This is a genomic window from Citrobacter sp. KH_055_1, from assembly GCF_057838705.1.
The window spans coordinates 1,958,982-1,973,246 of the sequence record NZ_CM174473.1 but is presented as its reverse complement, the minus strand read 5'-3'; the positions used below and the strand labels follow the sequence as shown (position 1 = coordinate 1,973,246).

Below are 14,265 nucleotides of genomic sequence, written 5' to 3'. Positions count from 1 at the left end.
CCGGATAAGGTGTTCACACCACCATCCGGCATTGAGCGATTAACGGCCCTGAATGGCTAAATCGCCGGGCAGGTTTTTCTGCATGCGATGCCAAATCTCGCCGCTGTCGTGACCGTAACTGCGCACCGTTTCATACACCTGGTCATGGGAGCCCTGCTCACAGAGCAATGACAGCTTACGGTAGAAGCTCAGTGCCAGACCGCGGGCTTCCGGATTGGCGAAATAATGACGACCAATACGGGTATACAATCCCTTCATGCCGTTGAGGATCAGGCCGTAAATCGGATTGCCGGACGCGAATGCCAGGCCGCGGAAAATGTTGTAGTCCAGGTCAGCAAAAGCGTCAGCGTGGTCGGCTACCTGATTTGCCGTCGCCAGCACTTCCTGCGCTTTGTCCGGATGTTGGCGGAATGCGGTGCGAATGAAGATTGTTGAGATGTTGGTACGCACCGACAGCAGATTATCAATGAGCTGCGGAACGCTCTCGTGATCGAGGCGCGCCAGCGTTTCAAGAATATTCAGTCCTGACGTTTCCCAGAAATTATTCACTTTCGTCGGTTTGCCGTGCTGAATGGTCAACCAGCCGTCCCGCGCCAGGCGCTGTAACACTTCGCGTAGCGTGGTGCGTGTTACTCCGATAAGTTCAGAGAGTTCACGTTCAGCGGGCAAAATAGTGCCTGGGGGGAAGCGGTTATTCCAGATACTTTCAATGATGTACTCTTCCGCGAACCCCGCTGGGCTTTGCGCCTTAATGACCATAGTAATAATTCCATTACACAGCAAAACATAGTTACACACATCATACCAGACGGGTCTGATAGCTGATAGCTGAGGCAATGAAGAAAAAGTGGATCAAGGCTTCATTTTCCAGATAACGCTGGGGCGCAATTGGCGCGACGAAGCACGTGAAGAGCTTGCCTGCGTTCCCTCCTCCCGCTAAGCTTTGCCGTCAAACATAAAAACATGATTTCATTTTTACAGGTAAGGGAAACTGCCATGGAGCTATCCTGGGGTCGCGCGCTGTGGCGCAACTTTTTAGGCCAGTCGCCGGACTGGTACAAACTCGCATTATTATCCTTCTTAATCGTTAACCCGATTATTTTCTTCATCAACCCGTTCGTTGCCGGGTGGCTGCTGGTGGCTGAGTTCATCTTTACGCTGGCAATGGCGCTCAAGTGTTATCCGCTGCTGCCGGGTGGCCTGCTGGCGATTGAAGCCGTCGTCATTGGCATGACCAGCGCCACGCACGTGCGTGAAGAGATTGCCGCCAATCTTGAGGTGTTATTGCTGCTGATGTTTATGGTGGCGGGCATCTACTTTATGAAGCAGTTACTGCTGTTTATTTTTACCCGATTGCTGCTGAGCATTCGCTCTAAAATGCTGCTGTCGCTGTCCTTCTGCGTAGCCGCCGCCTTCCTGTCCGCGTTCCTCGATGCATTGACCGTGGTCGCCGTCGTGATAAGCGTGGCGGTCGGTTTTTATGGCATTTACCACCGCATCGCCTCTTCCCGTGGGGAAGATAATATGCTCGATGACAGCCATATTGATCAGCACAATAAAGCCGTGCTCGAGCAGTTCCGCGGTTTTCTGCGCAGCCTGATGATGCATGCCGGCGTCGGCACGGCGTTAGGTGGCGTGATGACCATGGTTGGTGAACCGCAAAACCTGATTATCGCCAAAGCGGCGGGCTGGCATTTCGGGGATTTCTTCCTGCGGATGTCCCCGGTCACCGTCCCGGTGCTGATCTGCGGACTGCTAACCTGCATGCTGGTCGAGAAATTACGTTGGTTTGGCTATGGTGAAACATTGCCTGAAAAGGTACGTGACGTTCTGCAGCAATATGACGATCAAAGCCGCCAGCAGCGTACCCGCCAGGACAAGATCAAACTGATTGTCCAGGCGATTATCGGCGTCTGGCTGGTTATCGCCCTGGCCCTGCATCTGGCCGAAGTTGGACTGATAGGCCTGTCGGTTATCATCCTGGCGACGTCCTTAACGGGGGTCACTGATGAACATGCTATCGGCAAGGCGTTCACCGAGTCACTGCCGTTCACCGCGCTGCTGACCGTGTTCTTCTCAATTGTGGCCGTAATTATCGATCAGCAATTGTTCGCTCCGATTATTCATTTTGTTTTACAGGCTTCAGAGCATGCCCAGCTCACTCTGTTCTACCTCTTTAACGGTCTGCTTTCTTCTATCTCCGATAACGTCTTTGTAGGCACGATTTACATTAACGAAGCCAAAGCGGCGATGGAGCACGGGACCATCAGCCTGAACCAGTTCGAACTGTTAGCCGTGGCGATTAATACCGGGACTAACCTGCCTTCCGTCGCAACTCCGAATGGCCAGGCCGCATTCCTGTTCCTGCTGACTTCCGCACTGGCACCGTTGATTCGCCTCTCCTATGGCCGCATGGTATGGATGGCGCTGCCGTATACCCTCGTACTGACGCTGGTCGGTCTTTTGTGCGTGGAATTCACCCTCGTCCCGGTGACCGAGTGGATGACGCAAATAGGCTGGTTAGCTACACTTTCATAACAACTTACCGGGCAAATCACTGCCCGGTTTGACTTTTTGCATGATAATTATCCGATTACACAATATTTCAATAGCTGCTAGTGGCGCATAAATTGAATTGGTTTAAACTGCGCTCTCTACGCATGTTGCAGGGAATTTATTATGTTGCGATTTTTAAACCAGTGCTCCCGCGGTCGCGGAGCATGGTTATTGTTGGCGCTAACCGCCCTGGCGCTGGAACTCGTTGCGCTGTGGTTCCAGCACGTGATGCTGCTTAAACCTTGCGTGTTGTGTATTTACGAACGTAGTGCGTTATTCGGCGTAATGGGTGCCGGGCTGGTGGGTGCTATCGCGACAAAAACGCCGCTGCGTTATGTAGCGATGGTTATCTGGATTTACAGCGCCTGGCGCGGTCTGCAGTTAGCATATGAGCACACCATGATCCAGCTTCACCCGTCTCCGTTCATGACCTGTGATTTTGCGGCGCGCTTTCCGAGCTGGTTACCGCTGGACAAATGGCTGCCTCAGGTTTTCCTGGCATCCGGCGACTGCGCCGAGCGTCAGTGGTCTTTTTTAACCCTTGAAATGCCACAGTGGCTATTAGGGATCTTTGCTGCGTACCTGGTGGTCGCCGTGCTGGTGGTCATTGCCCAACCGTTTAAACCGAAAAAACGCGACCTCTTCGGTCGCTAACAGAGACGCTCCTTCGGGAGCGTTTTTTTTTGCCATAATGTCATTGCTTGGTGGCATCTATAAGATGTATATTAAATACATCTTATAGATGCCACACCAAGGAGATGTCCCATGTCCCATTTACGCATCCCGGCAAACTGGAAAGTTAAACGCTCTACTCCCTTTTTCACAAAAGACACTGTCCCAGCCGCACTGCTTTCCCACCATAACACCGCAGCAGGCGTCTTTGGACAGCTTTGCGTGATGGAAGGTACGGTAACGTATTACGGCTTTGCGAATGAAGAAGCGAAAGAACCTGAAGTGAAAGTGGTGATAAATGCCGGTCAGTTTGCGACCAGCCCACCGCAGTACTGGCATCGTGTTGAATTAAGCGACGACGCGCAGTTCAACATTAATTTCTGGGTTGAAGATGACAACCACTCAGATGAGATGTATCAGGCGAAAAAATCTTAATCTTTAGCGCCTGTTAACCGATGGGCGGCTCAGTCCGCCCATGAAGGTTTGTTCAAAATGTGATCCTGCCAGTCGTGTACTTCTGATTCTTTCACCGCAATATGACGGACTGAAATACGCTCACCGTGCATCGCGGCTTTCGAGCCAGTCAGTAGCGGGTGCCAGTCCGGCAGCCCTTTCCCTTCCGCAAGCAGACGATACGCGCAGGTCATCGGTAGCCATTCAAAAGTTGGCAAATTGTCACGCGTCAGCTTGATGCAATCAGGCTCGTATTCGAAACGACGTTCGTAGTTACGGCACTGGCAGGTTTTAATATTGAGCTGCTTACAGGCGACGTTGGTAAAATAGATTTCGTCGGTGTCTTCATCCATCAGCTTATGCAGGCAGCATTGACCGCATCCGTCGCATAATGACTCCCACTCGGCATCGGTCATTTCATCCAGGGTTTTGCTTTGCCAGAAAGGTATGTCGCTCATCAGGGTATCCGCTATTGCAATAAAGCTGCACCTTATAACCAGTCTGGCACGTTGATGCAAGTTTTGCCGCCCGAAAAGGCGGCAAGAAGAGATTACAGTACTCTCGTCGTCAGCGTTTGACCGTGAAAACCGATCGCCAGCTCATCACCACTGTGTAACGGCCCTACGCCTTCTGGCGTTCCTGTCAGTACCACATCCCCCGCTTTGAGGGTGAAGAAACGACTCATGTAGGCAATCAACGGAATAATGTGATGGATCATGTCCGCCGTAGAACCGTGCTGACGTGTTTCACCGTTTACCGTCAGACTGAGCAGCGTATTTTGCGGATCGCCGTTAAACTCCGACACCGGAATAAAGCCCGACAGCGGACAGGAATTATCAAATCCCTTCGCTTTTTCCCACGGCTGCCCCGCTTTCTTCATTTTGCCCTGAATATCGCGCAGGGTCAGATCCAGCGCCACGCCATAACCGGCAATGGCTTTACGCACATGATCTTCCGTTGCCTGGCGCAGGGTCGCGCCAATCAGCACCGCCAGCTCAACTTCGTGGTGCACCGCCCCCATATCCGCCGGGATAACCAGCGGTTGGCGCAGGTCGCACAATGCCGTTTCCGGTTTGATAAACAGCACGGGTTCATCTGGCGTTGCGCTGCCCATCTCCTTAATGTGCTTTGCGTAATTACTGCCCACGCAAACCACTTTACTCACTGGGTAATCCAGCAGAGCACCATGCCAGTTGTGATGTTGATACATGACTTTCCCCTAACGTCGTCTTCGATTTCAGGAACTGCATCTACGGGACATGCGGCTGCCGGATACAGTTTAACCTTTAGCGTCTGGTATATTTTGTTTTGCCACAGACAGATGCTGTTTGAGTAAATCTTCTGGCGGTGGCGGGATTTGTAAATAATAGCCCTGCTCGGTTAACGCCTGTTTTACTTTTTCAAGGTCAGCGTTCACCAGTTTCTTGCGACCATCAAGTGGTAAAATCATTGCCAGTTTCGGCTGACCAAAACCTTTCATCAGTTCTTCAGGAACGCGAGAGAAATCGTCTTTTTTTTCGACATATAAATAGGTCTGGTCACGTTTGCTGCTTCGGTAGATCACACAAAACATATCTTTTACTCTGAATTCACGGAATGGTGGCTTGCCTCAATATAATACTGACTATAACATGCCTTATAGTCTTCGGAATATCACCCCGCGCTGGGGATGATAAATAGCAAATTGAGTAAGGCCAGGATGTCAAACACGCCAATCGAGCTTAAAGGCAGTAGCTTCACCTTATCTGTGGTTCACTTGCACGAGTCAGAACCCGAGGTTATTCGTCAGGCGTTGGAAGACAAAATCGCGCAGGCTCCTGCTTTTTTAAAACATGCTCCCGTGGTGATCAACGTCAGTGGCCTTGAAAGCCCGGTAAACTGGCCAACGCTGCAGAAAGTTGTCGCATCTACCGGTCTGCGCATTATCGGCGTTAGCGGCTGCAAAGATGCCAGACTCAAAGCAGAGATCGACGAAATGGGCCTGCCTTTACTGACTGAAGGTAAAGAAAAAGCGCTGCGCCCTGCCCCCATTGCTGAACCCGCACCTGCCGCGCCGGTACAAAACGTTACTCCCATCACAAAAACACGATTAATAAATGTCCCGGTTCGTTCCGGTCAGCGCATTTATGCACCACAATGTGATCTGATTGTTACAAACCACGTCAGCGCGGGCGCAGAACTCATCGCTGACGGCAATATTCACGTTTATGGCATGATGAGAGGCCGTGCACTGGCGGGTGCAAGCGGCGATCGAGAAGCACAGATTTTTTGTACCCACCTGACGGCAGAACTGGTGTCTATCGCAGGTGTTTATTGGCTGAGTGATAAAATCCCAGCAGAATTTTATGGCAAAGCGGCGCGTCTGCAATTAGCAGAGAACGCTTTGACAGTTCAACCGTTGAATTGATCCCTTTTTAACAAGGAATTTCTATGGCACGCATTATTGTTGTTACTTCGGGTAAAGGGGGCGTTGGCAAAACCACCTCCAGCGCGGCCATCGCTACAGGTTTGGCCCAGAAGGGAAAGAAAACTGTCGTTATTGATTTTGATATCGGCCTGCGTAACCTCGATTTAATCATGGGTTGCGAACGCCGCGTCGTTTACGACTTCGTCAACGTTATTCAGGGCGATGCGTCGTTAAATCAGGCGTTAATCAAAGATAAGCGTACTGAAAATCTCTTTATTCTTCCGGCCTCACAGACTCGCGATAAAGACGCGCTGACGCGTGAAGGCGTCGCAAAAGTTCTGGATGATCTGAAATCGATGGACTTCGACTTCATCGTCTGCGACTCCCCGGCCGGTATTGAAACCGGTGCGCTGATGGCACTGTATTTTGCCGATGAAGCGATTATTACCACCAACCCGGAAGTGTCTTCAGTACGTGACTCTGACCGTATTCTGGGCATTCTGGCGTCGAAATCTCGTCGCGCGGAAAATGGTGAAGATCCGATTAAAGAGCATCTGCTGCTTACGCGCTACAACCCTGGCCGCGTAAACAGAGGCGACATGCTCAGCATGGAAGACGTACTGGAAATTCTGCGCATCAAACTGGTTGGTGTGATTCCGGAAGATCAGTCAGTCCTGCGCGCGTCTAACCAGGGTGAGCCGGTGATCCTCGACATCAATGCGGATGCTGGCAAAGCTTATGCAGATACCGTAGACCGTCTGTTGGGAGAAGAACGTCCTTTCCGCTTCGTTGAAGAAGAGAAGAAAGGTTTCCTCAAACGCCTGTTCGGAGGATAAGTTATGGCATTACTGGATTTTTTTCTCTCGCGGAAAAAGAGCACAGCAAACATCGCTAAAGAGCGACTGCAGATCATTGTTGCAGAACGTCGTCGTAGTGACGCCGAACCGCATTATTTACCGCAGTTGAGGAAAGATATTCTCGACGTTATCTGTAAGTATGTACAAATCGATCCAGAGATGGTCACTGTACAACTTGAACAAAAAGACGGCGATATTTCTATCCTCGAACTTAACGTGACATTACCAGAAGCAGAAGAGTCGAAATAAGCGCTTTGGTAAAAAAGTTGTGGTCGAAAAAAGGCAGAATATTCTGCCTTTTTTATTTTCAGTGACCCGTCCTGAATAGCGTTATTACCGAGTAAACAGTAGATAGGGTTCCAGAATAACCACCAGACACTCGCTTATTGTGGATATTCCAGCAACAGGGCGTTAAGTCGCTCGGCCATCAGCTCGCCACGCCAGCCGGAAATAAGCTCCGGCAAGGAAGACTTCGGCTTTAATTTCCAGTGCCAGTTAAGCAACTGATTTATCTGACGGCGGGAGGCCAGCAGCTCCACGCTGAGATTGTGTTCCGCGCTCACGTCAGCCACCAGCGCCTTAATGGCTTTGAAGGCTTTACGGTAGCCCGGCATATCCATCAGGTTCAGCAGTGGTTCAGGCAACGATGCTTCCGGCAGGGCCTGCGCTTTTTCTACCAATGAAATCAGTGTCTTGCCATGGAAGCGAATTTCGCTCCCGGAAAGACCGAGGCTGTCCAGCTCACCCAGACTACCCGGCATATAGCGCGCCACTGACCACAGGTGCTCTTCGCGTACCACGAAATTCACCGCCAGATCGCGTTCACGCGCTTTACGCAGTCGCCAGTCAGCCAGCAGTTGCAGGCAGGCAAGCTGACGGGTACGCAGCTGCCAGGCGTTGGTAATGTCACGCCACGCGTCCTCAGGCGCCAGTACTTCCTGGCGACGCTGCTGCATTAAACGACACTCATCCAGCGCGGCCGGTAGCCAGCCAGAGGCATCGGTTTCAGCCATCAGTTTTGCGGTGATCGGTAATAAATACCAGACGTCCGCGGCCGCATACTCACACTGACGCTCAGTCAGCGGTCGGGCCAGCCAGTCCGTACGGGATTCGCTTTTGTCCAGCGCCACCCCCGTAAACTCTTCCACCATCGCGGCAAATCCCCACGACAGCGGGCGACCGCAAAACGCGGCCAGAATTTGCGTATCAATCAGCGGCTGCGGAAGTTCGCCAAAGGTGTTGAGAAACACTTCCAGGTCTTCACTTCCCGCGTGCAGGAATTTGGTTATCGTGGTGTCGCGTAAAATGTCGCGCAGCGGCGACCAGTCGGTGATCCCCAGCGGATCAATCAGAGCAACGTGTTTGCCGTCAAACAGCTGAATGAGTCCCAGCTGCGGATAATAGGTACGCGTGCGAACAAATTCAGTATCCAGGGCAATCGCCGGAAACTCACGAACGGCTTCGCACAGCGTGGCCAACGCGTCGTCCGTGGTAATCATTTGGTAATTCAAATCGTGCTCTCTCAGGTTTGCGCCAAAAAAAACGCCGGATTAACCGGCGCTTTCTGATGACTGACTTAACGCTCAGTCTTTATTGTCCACTTTGCTACGGGCTTCGTCACGCAATTCTCGTCGCAAAATTTTGCCGACGTTAGATTTTGGTAACTCATCACGGAATTCCACCAGCTTCGGGACCTTGTAGCCGGTCAACTGACGGCGGCAGAACGTAATCAGCGCTTCATCGGTGAGTGACGCGTCTTTCTTCACGACAAAAATCTTCACCGCTTCACCGCTGCTGCCCGAGGGTACGCCCACCGCGGCTACTTCCTGAACGCCAGGATGTTGCATCACCACGTCTTCAATTTCGTTCGGATAAACGTTAAAACCGGAGACCAGGATCATATCTTTTTTGCGATCGACGATACGCAGGAATCCTTCGTCGTCCATCACCGCAATATCCCCGGTGTGCAGCCAACCATCTTTAACAATTTCATCGGTCGCATCCGGGCGCTGCCAGTAACCCAGCATCACCTGCGGGCCTTTCACGCACAGTTCGCCCGGCTCGCCCGGCGGGACTTCGTTATCGTCATCATCCACCAGCTTAACCTCAGTGGAGGGAACCGGCAGGCCAATACTGCCGCTGTGATAGTCGATATCATGCGGATTGACGCTCACCAGCGGCGAACACTCGGTCAGGCCATAGCCTTCCAGCAGATATTGGCCGGTCAGCTTCACCCAACGTTCTGCAACCGCCTGCTGGACGGGCATACCGCCCCCCGCAGAAAGATGCAGCGACGAGAAATCCAGTTGCTGGAAGTCTTTGTTATTCAACAAGGCGTTGAACAGCGTATTGACGCCGGTCATGGCGGTAAACGGGTATTTCGCCAGCTCTTTTACCAGACCCGGGATATCACGTGGGTTAGTGATCAGTACGTTTTGACCGCCAAGCTCAATAAACAGCAGGCAGTTCATCGTTAAAGCAAAAATGTGATACAGCGGTAGCGCGGTGATCACCAGCTCTTTACCCGGATGCAGCAACGGACCGTAAGTAGCATGGACCTGCTCGAGGTTCGCCAGCATATTGCGGTGGGTGAGCATTGCACCTTTTGCCACACCGGTTGTCCCCCCGGTGTATTGCAGGAAGGCCAGATCTTCAGAGACCACTTCAGGTTTCACATACTGCATGCGATACCCGTTTTGTAACGCACTGCGAAACGAGATGGCATCAGGCAGGTGATATTTCGGTACCAGCCGCTTGATGTACTTCACAACAAAGTTAACCAGCGTTCCTTTGGCGGTTGAGAGTTGATCGCCCATTCGCGTCAGGATCACGTGCTGAACCGATGTTTTATCGACCACTTTCTCCAGCGTGTGGGCAAAGTTGGACACGATCACAATCGCTGCCGCGCCGCTGTCATTAAGCTGATGCTCCAGTTCACGCGGTGTGTACAATGGGTTCACGTTTACCACAATCATGCCGGCACGCAGAATGCCAAACAGCGCCACCGGATACTGCAGCAGGTTCGGCATCATCAGTGCGACACGATCGCCCTTTTTCAGCCCCAGCCCTTCTTGCAAATATGCCGCAAATGCGCGGCTACGCTCTTCGAGTTTGCGGAAGGTCATCACCTCCCCCATATTCACAAACGCGGGCTGATCGGCATAGCGCCTGACTGAATGTTCAAACAGTTCCACCAGGGATTGATAACGGTCAGGATTGATCTCCGCGGGAACACCTGCGGGATAACGGTTAAGCCAAACCTTTTTCAATACATCACCTCTAAAATGCGTATTCGTCGTCATCACAACCCCAGACAATAAACAAACTGTTAACATAATATTAACTCAGCGTACCAGTTTGTTTATTACACAACGACAAGGTTGCGAAGCACGTCACTATTTATTTTTCTTATAGCCACATAAATGCAGAAACAGCGGACGCGCCGCTGCTTCTTTTATACATAAATCAAAGAGTTATTCTGTAACTATCGTCTGAACCTGTGCCGGACCTGGATTGTACCATCCCCATCCGCCGTAGCCGCCGTATGGCCAGCCACGCGCACCGTAGAACCAGGGATCGATGGGCTGCGGAGGCATCACGATCTGCTGAGTAATATGCCAGCGTTTATAACCGGTTACCTGCATCAGCATGAACTTATACGGCGTACTGCCAATTTTACCGTCCACCGTGCCGCTAATAGACCCTACGACGGTGACCAGTTGTCCGCGGAAATCCACCGGATCGAGAAAGCCATTAACATCGGCATAAATACGCCCGCGTGAGGCTTCACCCAAAATCGGACGCGCGCCGCTGTCGAGAGGCACGGTGGCAATTTCCAGTCGGGATTTCCCCTGCTGATTCTGAATGTCCACCACTTTGCCGCCAAAGCGTGCTTCCTGTCCGACATACAGTTGCGGCGCATTCATGACCCGTACCAGATCCTGCTGTGGCGTTGGGCTTGAACCTTTAATCGCATCAGGAATGGTAACGCAACCGCTTAGCATGAACGCCAATGCGCCCGTCAACACGCCTTTTAATACCCATTTTTGAACCGCCATGTTGCGACTCCCTTATCTCAGCGCCTGTCCCCGATGAGTTTCAAACTGCTGCGCATTCATCGCGTTGAGCCCGTTTGAAAGCATCGGGGGATGTACTACTAAGATTCATTCTTTTCCGGGAAGTTTCTTCCACGCCACGGTGTTACGTAAATAAACCGGTTCAGCATGTTCAACCGCTACCGTCTTTCCAGAGGCGAACAGTTGGGTGGCGAGAGGCAACATATCCTCAGCCGCCGGAAGCAAAACGTCGCCATCGCGCAGCATCAGGCCACTGTCTTTACCGAGTTCAGGCCATGCAGGCCAGCCCGTGCCGACCGTTACCCAATCACCGGAAAGCTGCAGCAGTCGCTCATGAACCTGTTCCGGAGTTAATACCGCTTCGGTGTCTTCGCCGTGCCAGATACCGTTCTCATCACGCTGGTATTCGGCCCAGTAGACTTCACCCATGCGCGCATCAATTGCGGCCAGCACGCGAGTTGCGCCGTTTTTGCGCCAGGCCCCCTGCGCCATAGTTGCCAGCGTGGACACGCCGATCATTGGCAAGTTCGCCCCTAACGCCAACCCCTGAGCAATACCAATACCAATACGCACGCCGGTGAAACTACCGGGACCTCGGCCAAACGCCAGAGCGTCGATATCCGTTAATGTGACATTGCCAGCAGTCAGGATATCCTGAACCAGCGGCAGGATGCGTTGGGTATGCTCTCGAGGGCAAAGCTCGAAATGAGATGTGATATTACCGTCATTCCACAGGGCGACAGAGCACGCCTCTGTGGCGGTATCGATAGCCAGAATTCGCATGGGTCTTCGTGATCAGATCAATAAATTTGGCGCGTATCTTAGCACAGTCTGTAACAAATTACTCAGTCGTTGGTATGGCAAGAAAGCGAACCGCGCGGGCAATGTCACGCGTGCGGGGTGCCGGTGGCAGGCTGGCCAGGAATGTCGCACCGTAAGGTCGCATGACCAGCCGGTTATCACAAATCACCAGGACGCCGCGATCGTCAGCGTCACGAATCAAGCGCCCCACCCCCTGCTTAAGCGTGATCACGGCATCCGGGAGCTGGACTTCGTCAAACGGATCGCCCCCGCGCAGCCGGCAGTCTTCCATCCGCGCTTTTAACAGCGGATCGTCCGGCGAGGTAAACGGCAGCTTGTCGATAATAACCAGCGATAGCGTGTCACCTCGTACGTCCACACCTTCCCAGAAGCTGCTGGTCGCCACCAGCAGGGCATTGCCCGCACTGACAAACTGCTGCAATAGCTGCCCTTTGCTGGTTTCTCCCTGTAGCAGGACCGGGAGCGTCATGGTGGCACGAAACTGTTCCGCCAGGTCGCGCATCATTGCGTGCGAGGTACACAGCATAAAGCAGCGCCCATTGTTAGCTTCAATAATGGGGCGCAACATGGCGGCCAGCTGACGCGCCGCCCCCGGCTGGTTAGTTTGCGGAAGATTGCGCGGCACGCACAGCAGCGCCTGTCGCGTGTAGTCAAAGGGGCTCGGCAACAACATTGATTCAGCCTGTTCAATACCCAGTCGCGCGGTAAAGTGGCGGAGATCGTCGTTGACCGACAGCGTAGCGGAAGTAAAAATCCAGCAGCCCGGTTTTTGGTCCATCACCTCTTTGAATTTATCCGCTACGGTGAGTGGCGTCAGCGCCAGCGTAAAATGCCGTGAAGTGCATTCATACCAGTAGCTGAATCCCGGTTGGTTGATCTCCTTCAGGCGTTTCAAGCGGGCGCGATACAGCGTGGCGCGCTCGAATGCGGCATCCAGCAGCGCTGAACGTCCGAGCGACAGCTTCGCTACGTCGTAGCACAGTTCCAGCGTGTCATCGAGCAGCAAAAATGCCCGCTGGACGCGCTGATCGGCCAGCAATTCACGCAGGTTACCGCGATAGCCCGGCTCGCCCAGTTGCAGGCGGAAATCCTGCGCGCTTTGCGCCAGACGGTCAGCGCACTTTTGTAGTTGCTGGGTATCTTTTAGCTCGGTGCGATAGGCAATGGTAATGTCTTTGGCCAGATCGAGCAGTTGGCGGCTGGAAAGCGACTGACCAAAATACTGGCTGGCGATATCCGGTAGCTGATGGGCTTCATCGAAGATCATCACGTCTGCCTCCGGGATCAGCTCCCCGAACCCGCTCTCTTTCACCACCATATCAGCGAGAAACAGATGATGGTTAACTACCACCACATCGGCATCCATGGCTTTTTTACGCGCTTTAACGACAAAACAGTCTTTATACAGTGGGCAGTCGCTGCCCAGACAGTTGTCGTTGGTACTGGTCACCAGCGGCCATGCGTGCGAGTCTTCCGCCACGCTGACGCAGGTGCTGATATCGCCATCAACGGTTTGATTCGACCACGAGCGCAGCAGGATCACGTCGCTTAAGGTTTGCACCGGCAGGTCACCGCCCGCCAGCGCCTGTTGTTCAAGGCGTTCCAGACACAGGTAGTTAGAGCGCCCTTTCAGCAACGCCAGTTTGCCGGTAAATTTCAGCGCTTTTGCCACGGTAGGGAGATCGCGGCTGTAGAGTTGATCCTGCAGCGCTTTCGATCCGGTAGAAATGATCACTTTCTTACCGGCGCGCAGTGCAGGCGCAAGGTAGGCGTAAGTTTTCCCGGTCCCGGTCCCGGCTTCGACGACAAGCGGCTGTGATTTTTCAATGGCATGCGAGACGGCGACGGCCATCTGTCGCTGTGGTTCACGCGGTTTAAAACCCGGTATCGCTTTAGCCAATTGACCGTCTGCTGCAAAATCGTCCGTCACACTACCCCCTGTTCATTTGAACAGGGATTATGTCAGGCCAGCGGGTCTTTCGCCAGTTGAAGAGGTGACGAGGGCACAACATTATGGCAGTCTTGTCGCCAGCAGAAACCGATTAAATAAAAACGTAAATGAGGAATAATTTATGACTATCGTGCGCATTGATGCCGAGGATCGTTGGTCAGACGTGGTGATTCACAACAACACGTTGTATTACACCGGCGTACCGGAAAACCTGGATGCTGACGCGTTTGAACAAACGGCCAACACGCTGGCACAAATTGATGCGGTGCTGGAAAAACAGGGCAGCAACAAGTCACGTATTCTTGACGCGACCATTTTCCTGACGGACAAAAGCGACTTCGCCGCCATGAACAAAGCCTGGGACGCGTGGGTCGTTGCCGGTCACGCGCCCGTGCGTTGTACCGTACAGGCCGGGTTGATGAACCCGAAATACAAAGTCGAGATCAAGATTATCGCCGCGGTGTAACGGGC

The 14,265-nt window shown here is 52.8% G+C and carries 16 protein-coding genes; 7 read left to right on the top strand and 9 right to left on the bottom strand.

The genetic code is table 11. The annotated features are described in order from the left end of the window. Positions 1-39 precede the first annotated feature (39 nt). On the bottom strand, positions 40-759 hold the full coding sequence (gene fadR, locus AC3ITF_RS09175) for a fatty acid metabolism transcriptional regulator FadR (protein WP_096756732.1): 720 nt from the start codon (positions 757-759) through the stop codon (positions 40-42). A 237-nt stretch (positions 760-996) separates the two neighbouring features. Between fadR and nhaB the strand changes: the two genes are divergently transcribed. The 3 genes from nhaB to AC3ITF_RS09160 all read left to right on the top strand — a co-directional run bounded on the left by nhaB (position 997) and on the right by AC3ITF_RS09160 (position 3,663). Next, complete coding sequence (nhaB, locus tag AC3ITF_RS09170; protein WP_137399979.1) at positions 997-2,538, top strand: Na(+)/H(+) antiporter NhaB; 1,542 nt, start codon at positions 997-999, stop codon at positions 2,536-2,538. A 141-nt stretch (positions 2,539-2,679) separates the two neighbouring features. Then, the gene (gene dsbB, locus AC3ITF_RS09165; RefSeq protein WP_489176351.1) at positions 2,680-3,210 is read left to right on the top strand and encodes a disulfide bond formation protein DsbB; all 531 of its coding nucleotides are present in this window, start codon (positions 2,680-2,682) and stop codon (positions 3,208-3,210) included. A 111-nt stretch (positions 3,211-3,321) separates the two neighbouring features. Continuing rightward, positions 3,322-3,663 carry a TehB family protein gene (locus tag AC3ITF_RS09160; RefSeq protein ID WP_096756729.1) on the top strand — a complete coding sequence of 114 codons (342 nt, stop codon included), beginning with the start codon at positions 3,322-3,324 and terminating at the stop codon, positions 3,661-3,663. 29 nt (positions 3,664-3,692) lie between these two features. Here the strand turns inward: AC3ITF_RS09160 and ycgN are convergent, their stop codons facing one another. From ycgN to AC3ITF_RS09145, 3 genes are all read right to left on the bottom strand, one after another. Continuing rightward, positions 3,693-4,139, bottom strand: coding sequence for a cysteine cluster protein YcgN (gene ycgN, locus AC3ITF_RS09155; RefSeq protein WP_196209307.1), 447 nt, complete (start codon positions 4,137-4,139; stop codon positions 3,693-3,695). Between the two features lie 92 nt (positions 4,140-4,231). Continuing rightward, complete coding sequence (locus AC3ITF_RS09150; RefSeq protein WP_096756728.1) at positions 4,232-4,891, bottom strand: fumarylacetoacetate hydrolase family protein; 660 nt, start codon at positions 4,889-4,891, stop codon at positions 4,232-4,234. Positions 4,892-4,960: 69 nt separating this feature from the next. Next, a complete protein-coding gene (locus AC3ITF_RS09145; protein WP_096756727.1) occupies positions 4,961-5,254 on the bottom strand; it encodes a YcgL domain-containing protein in 294 nt (97 codons plus the stop codon). 126 nt (positions 5,255-5,380) lie between these two features. Here AC3ITF_RS09145 and minC point away from each other — a divergent pair, with 126 nt between their 5' ends. From minC to minE, 3 genes are read left to right on the top strand one after another with little or no spacing between them, the layout of a single operon-like run. After that, entirely contained in the window at positions 5,381-6,088 is a 708-nt protein-coding gene (gene minC, locus AC3ITF_RS09140; RefSeq protein WP_096756726.1) for a septum site-determining protein MinC, read from the top strand. Positions 6,089-6,111: 23 nt separating this feature from the next. Beyond that, a complete protein-coding gene (gene minD, locus AC3ITF_RS09135) occupies positions 6,112-6,924 on the top strand; it encodes a septum site-determining protein MinD (RefSeq protein ID WP_096756725.1) in 813 nt (270 codons plus the stop codon). Positions 6,925-6,927: 3 nt separating this feature from the next. Further along, positions 6,928-7,194, top strand: a complete 267-nt coding sequence (gene minE / locus AC3ITF_RS09130; protein ID WP_003833739.1) for a cell division topological specificity factor MinE — start codon at positions 6,928-6,930, stop codon at positions 7,192-7,194. A gap of 134 nt (positions 7,195-7,328) precedes the next feature. Here the strand turns inward: minE and rnd are convergent, their stop codons facing one another. The 5 genes from rnd to yoaA form a co-directional block, all read right to left on the bottom strand. Continuing rightward, positions 7,329-8,444: a ribonuclease D gene (rnd, locus tag AC3ITF_RS09125; protein WP_137362925.1), complete on the bottom strand. Its 1,116-nt coding sequence runs from the start codon at positions 8,442-8,444 to the stop codon at positions 7,329-7,331. 84 nt (positions 8,445-8,528) lie between these two features. Beyond that, positions 8,529-10,214, bottom strand: coding sequence for a long-chain-fatty-acid--CoA ligase FadD (gene fadD / locus AC3ITF_RS09120; RefSeq protein ID WP_135953057.1), 1,686 nt, complete (start codon positions 10,212-10,214; stop codon positions 8,529-8,531). A gap of 204 nt (positions 10,215-10,418) precedes the next feature. Further along, on the bottom strand, positions 10,419-11,003 hold the full coding sequence (locus AC3ITF_RS09115) for a Slp family lipoprotein (protein ID WP_135911877.1): 585 nt from the start codon (positions 11,001-11,003) through the stop codon (positions 10,419-10,421). 105 nt (positions 11,004-11,108) lie between these two features. Beyond that, complete coding sequence (tsaB, locus tag AC3ITF_RS09110; RefSeq protein WP_115258249.1) at positions 11,109-11,804, bottom strand: tRNA (adenosine(37)-N6)-threonylcarbamoyltransferase complex dimerization subunit type 1 TsaB; 696 nt, start codon at positions 11,802-11,804, stop codon at positions 11,109-11,111. 58 nt (positions 11,805-11,862) lie between these two features. Continuing rightward, a complete protein-coding gene (gene yoaA, locus AC3ITF_RS09105) occupies positions 11,863-13,773 on the bottom strand; it encodes a DNA repair helicase YoaA (RefSeq protein ID WP_096756719.1) in 1,911 nt (636 codons plus the stop codon). 142 nt (positions 13,774-13,915) lie between these two features. Between yoaA and AC3ITF_RS09100 the strand changes: the two genes are divergently transcribed. Beyond that, positions 13,916-14,260 (top strand): RidA family protein, encoded by a 345-nt coding sequence (locus AC3ITF_RS09100; RefSeq protein WP_096756718.1) that lies wholly within the window; start codon positions 13,916-13,918, stop codon positions 14,258-14,260. The last annotated feature ends 5 nt before the right edge of the window (positions 14,261-14,265 follow it).

Excerpts from the sequence above, each read along its gene's own strand:
- fadR (WP_096756732.1), bottom strand. The coding sequence starts at position 759 with ATGGTCATTAAGGCGCAAAGCCCAGCGGGGTTCGCGGAAGAGTACATC.
- nhaB (WP_137399979.1), top strand. The coding sequence starts at position 997 with ATGGAGCTATCCTGGGGTCGCGCGCTGTGGCGCAACTTTTTAGGCCAG.
- dsbB (WP_489176351.1), top strand. The coding sequence starts at position 2,680 with ATGTTGCGATTTTTAAACCAGTGCTCCCGCGGTCGCGGAGCATGGTTA.
- AC3ITF_RS09160 (WP_096756729.1), top strand. The coding sequence starts at position 3,322 with ATGTCCCATTTACGCATCCCGGCAAACTGGAAAGTTAAACGCTCTACT.
- ycgN (WP_196209307.1), bottom strand. The coding sequence starts at position 4,139 with ATGAGCGACATACCTTTCTGGCAAAGCAAAACCCTGGATGAAATGACC.
- AC3ITF_RS09150 (WP_096756728.1), bottom strand. The coding sequence starts at position 4,891 with ATGTATCAACATCACAACTGGCATGGTGCTCTGCTGGATTACCCAGTG.
- AC3ITF_RS09145 (WP_096756727.1), bottom strand. The coding sequence starts at position 5,254 with ATGTTTTGTGTGATCTACCGAAGCAGCAAACGTGACCAGACCTATTTA.
- minC (WP_096756726.1), top strand. The coding sequence starts at position 5,381 with ATGTCAAACACGCCAATCGAGCTTAAAGGCAGTAGCTTCACCTTATCT.
- minD (WP_096756725.1), top strand. The coding sequence starts at position 6,112 with ATGGCACGCATTATTGTTGTTACTTCGGGTAAAGGGGGCGTTGGCAAA.
- minE (WP_003833739.1), top strand. The coding sequence starts at position 6,928 with ATGGCATTACTGGATTTTTTTCTCTCGCGGAAAAAGAGCACAGCAAAC.
- rnd (WP_137362925.1), bottom strand. The coding sequence starts at position 8,444 with ATGATTACCACGGACGACGCGTTGGCCACGCTGTGCGAAGCCGTTCGT.
- AC3ITF_RS09115 (WP_135911877.1), bottom strand. The coding sequence starts at position 11,003 with ATGGCGGTTCAAAAATGGGTATTAAAAGGCGTGTTGACGGGCGCATTG.
- tsaB (WP_115258249.1), bottom strand. The coding sequence starts at position 11,804 with ATGCGAATTCTGGCTATCGATACCGCCACAGAGGCGTGCTCTGTCGCC.
- AC3ITF_RS09100 (WP_096756718.1), top strand. The coding sequence starts at position 13,916 with ATGACTATCGTGCGCATTGATGCCGAGGATCGTTGGTCAGACGTGGTG.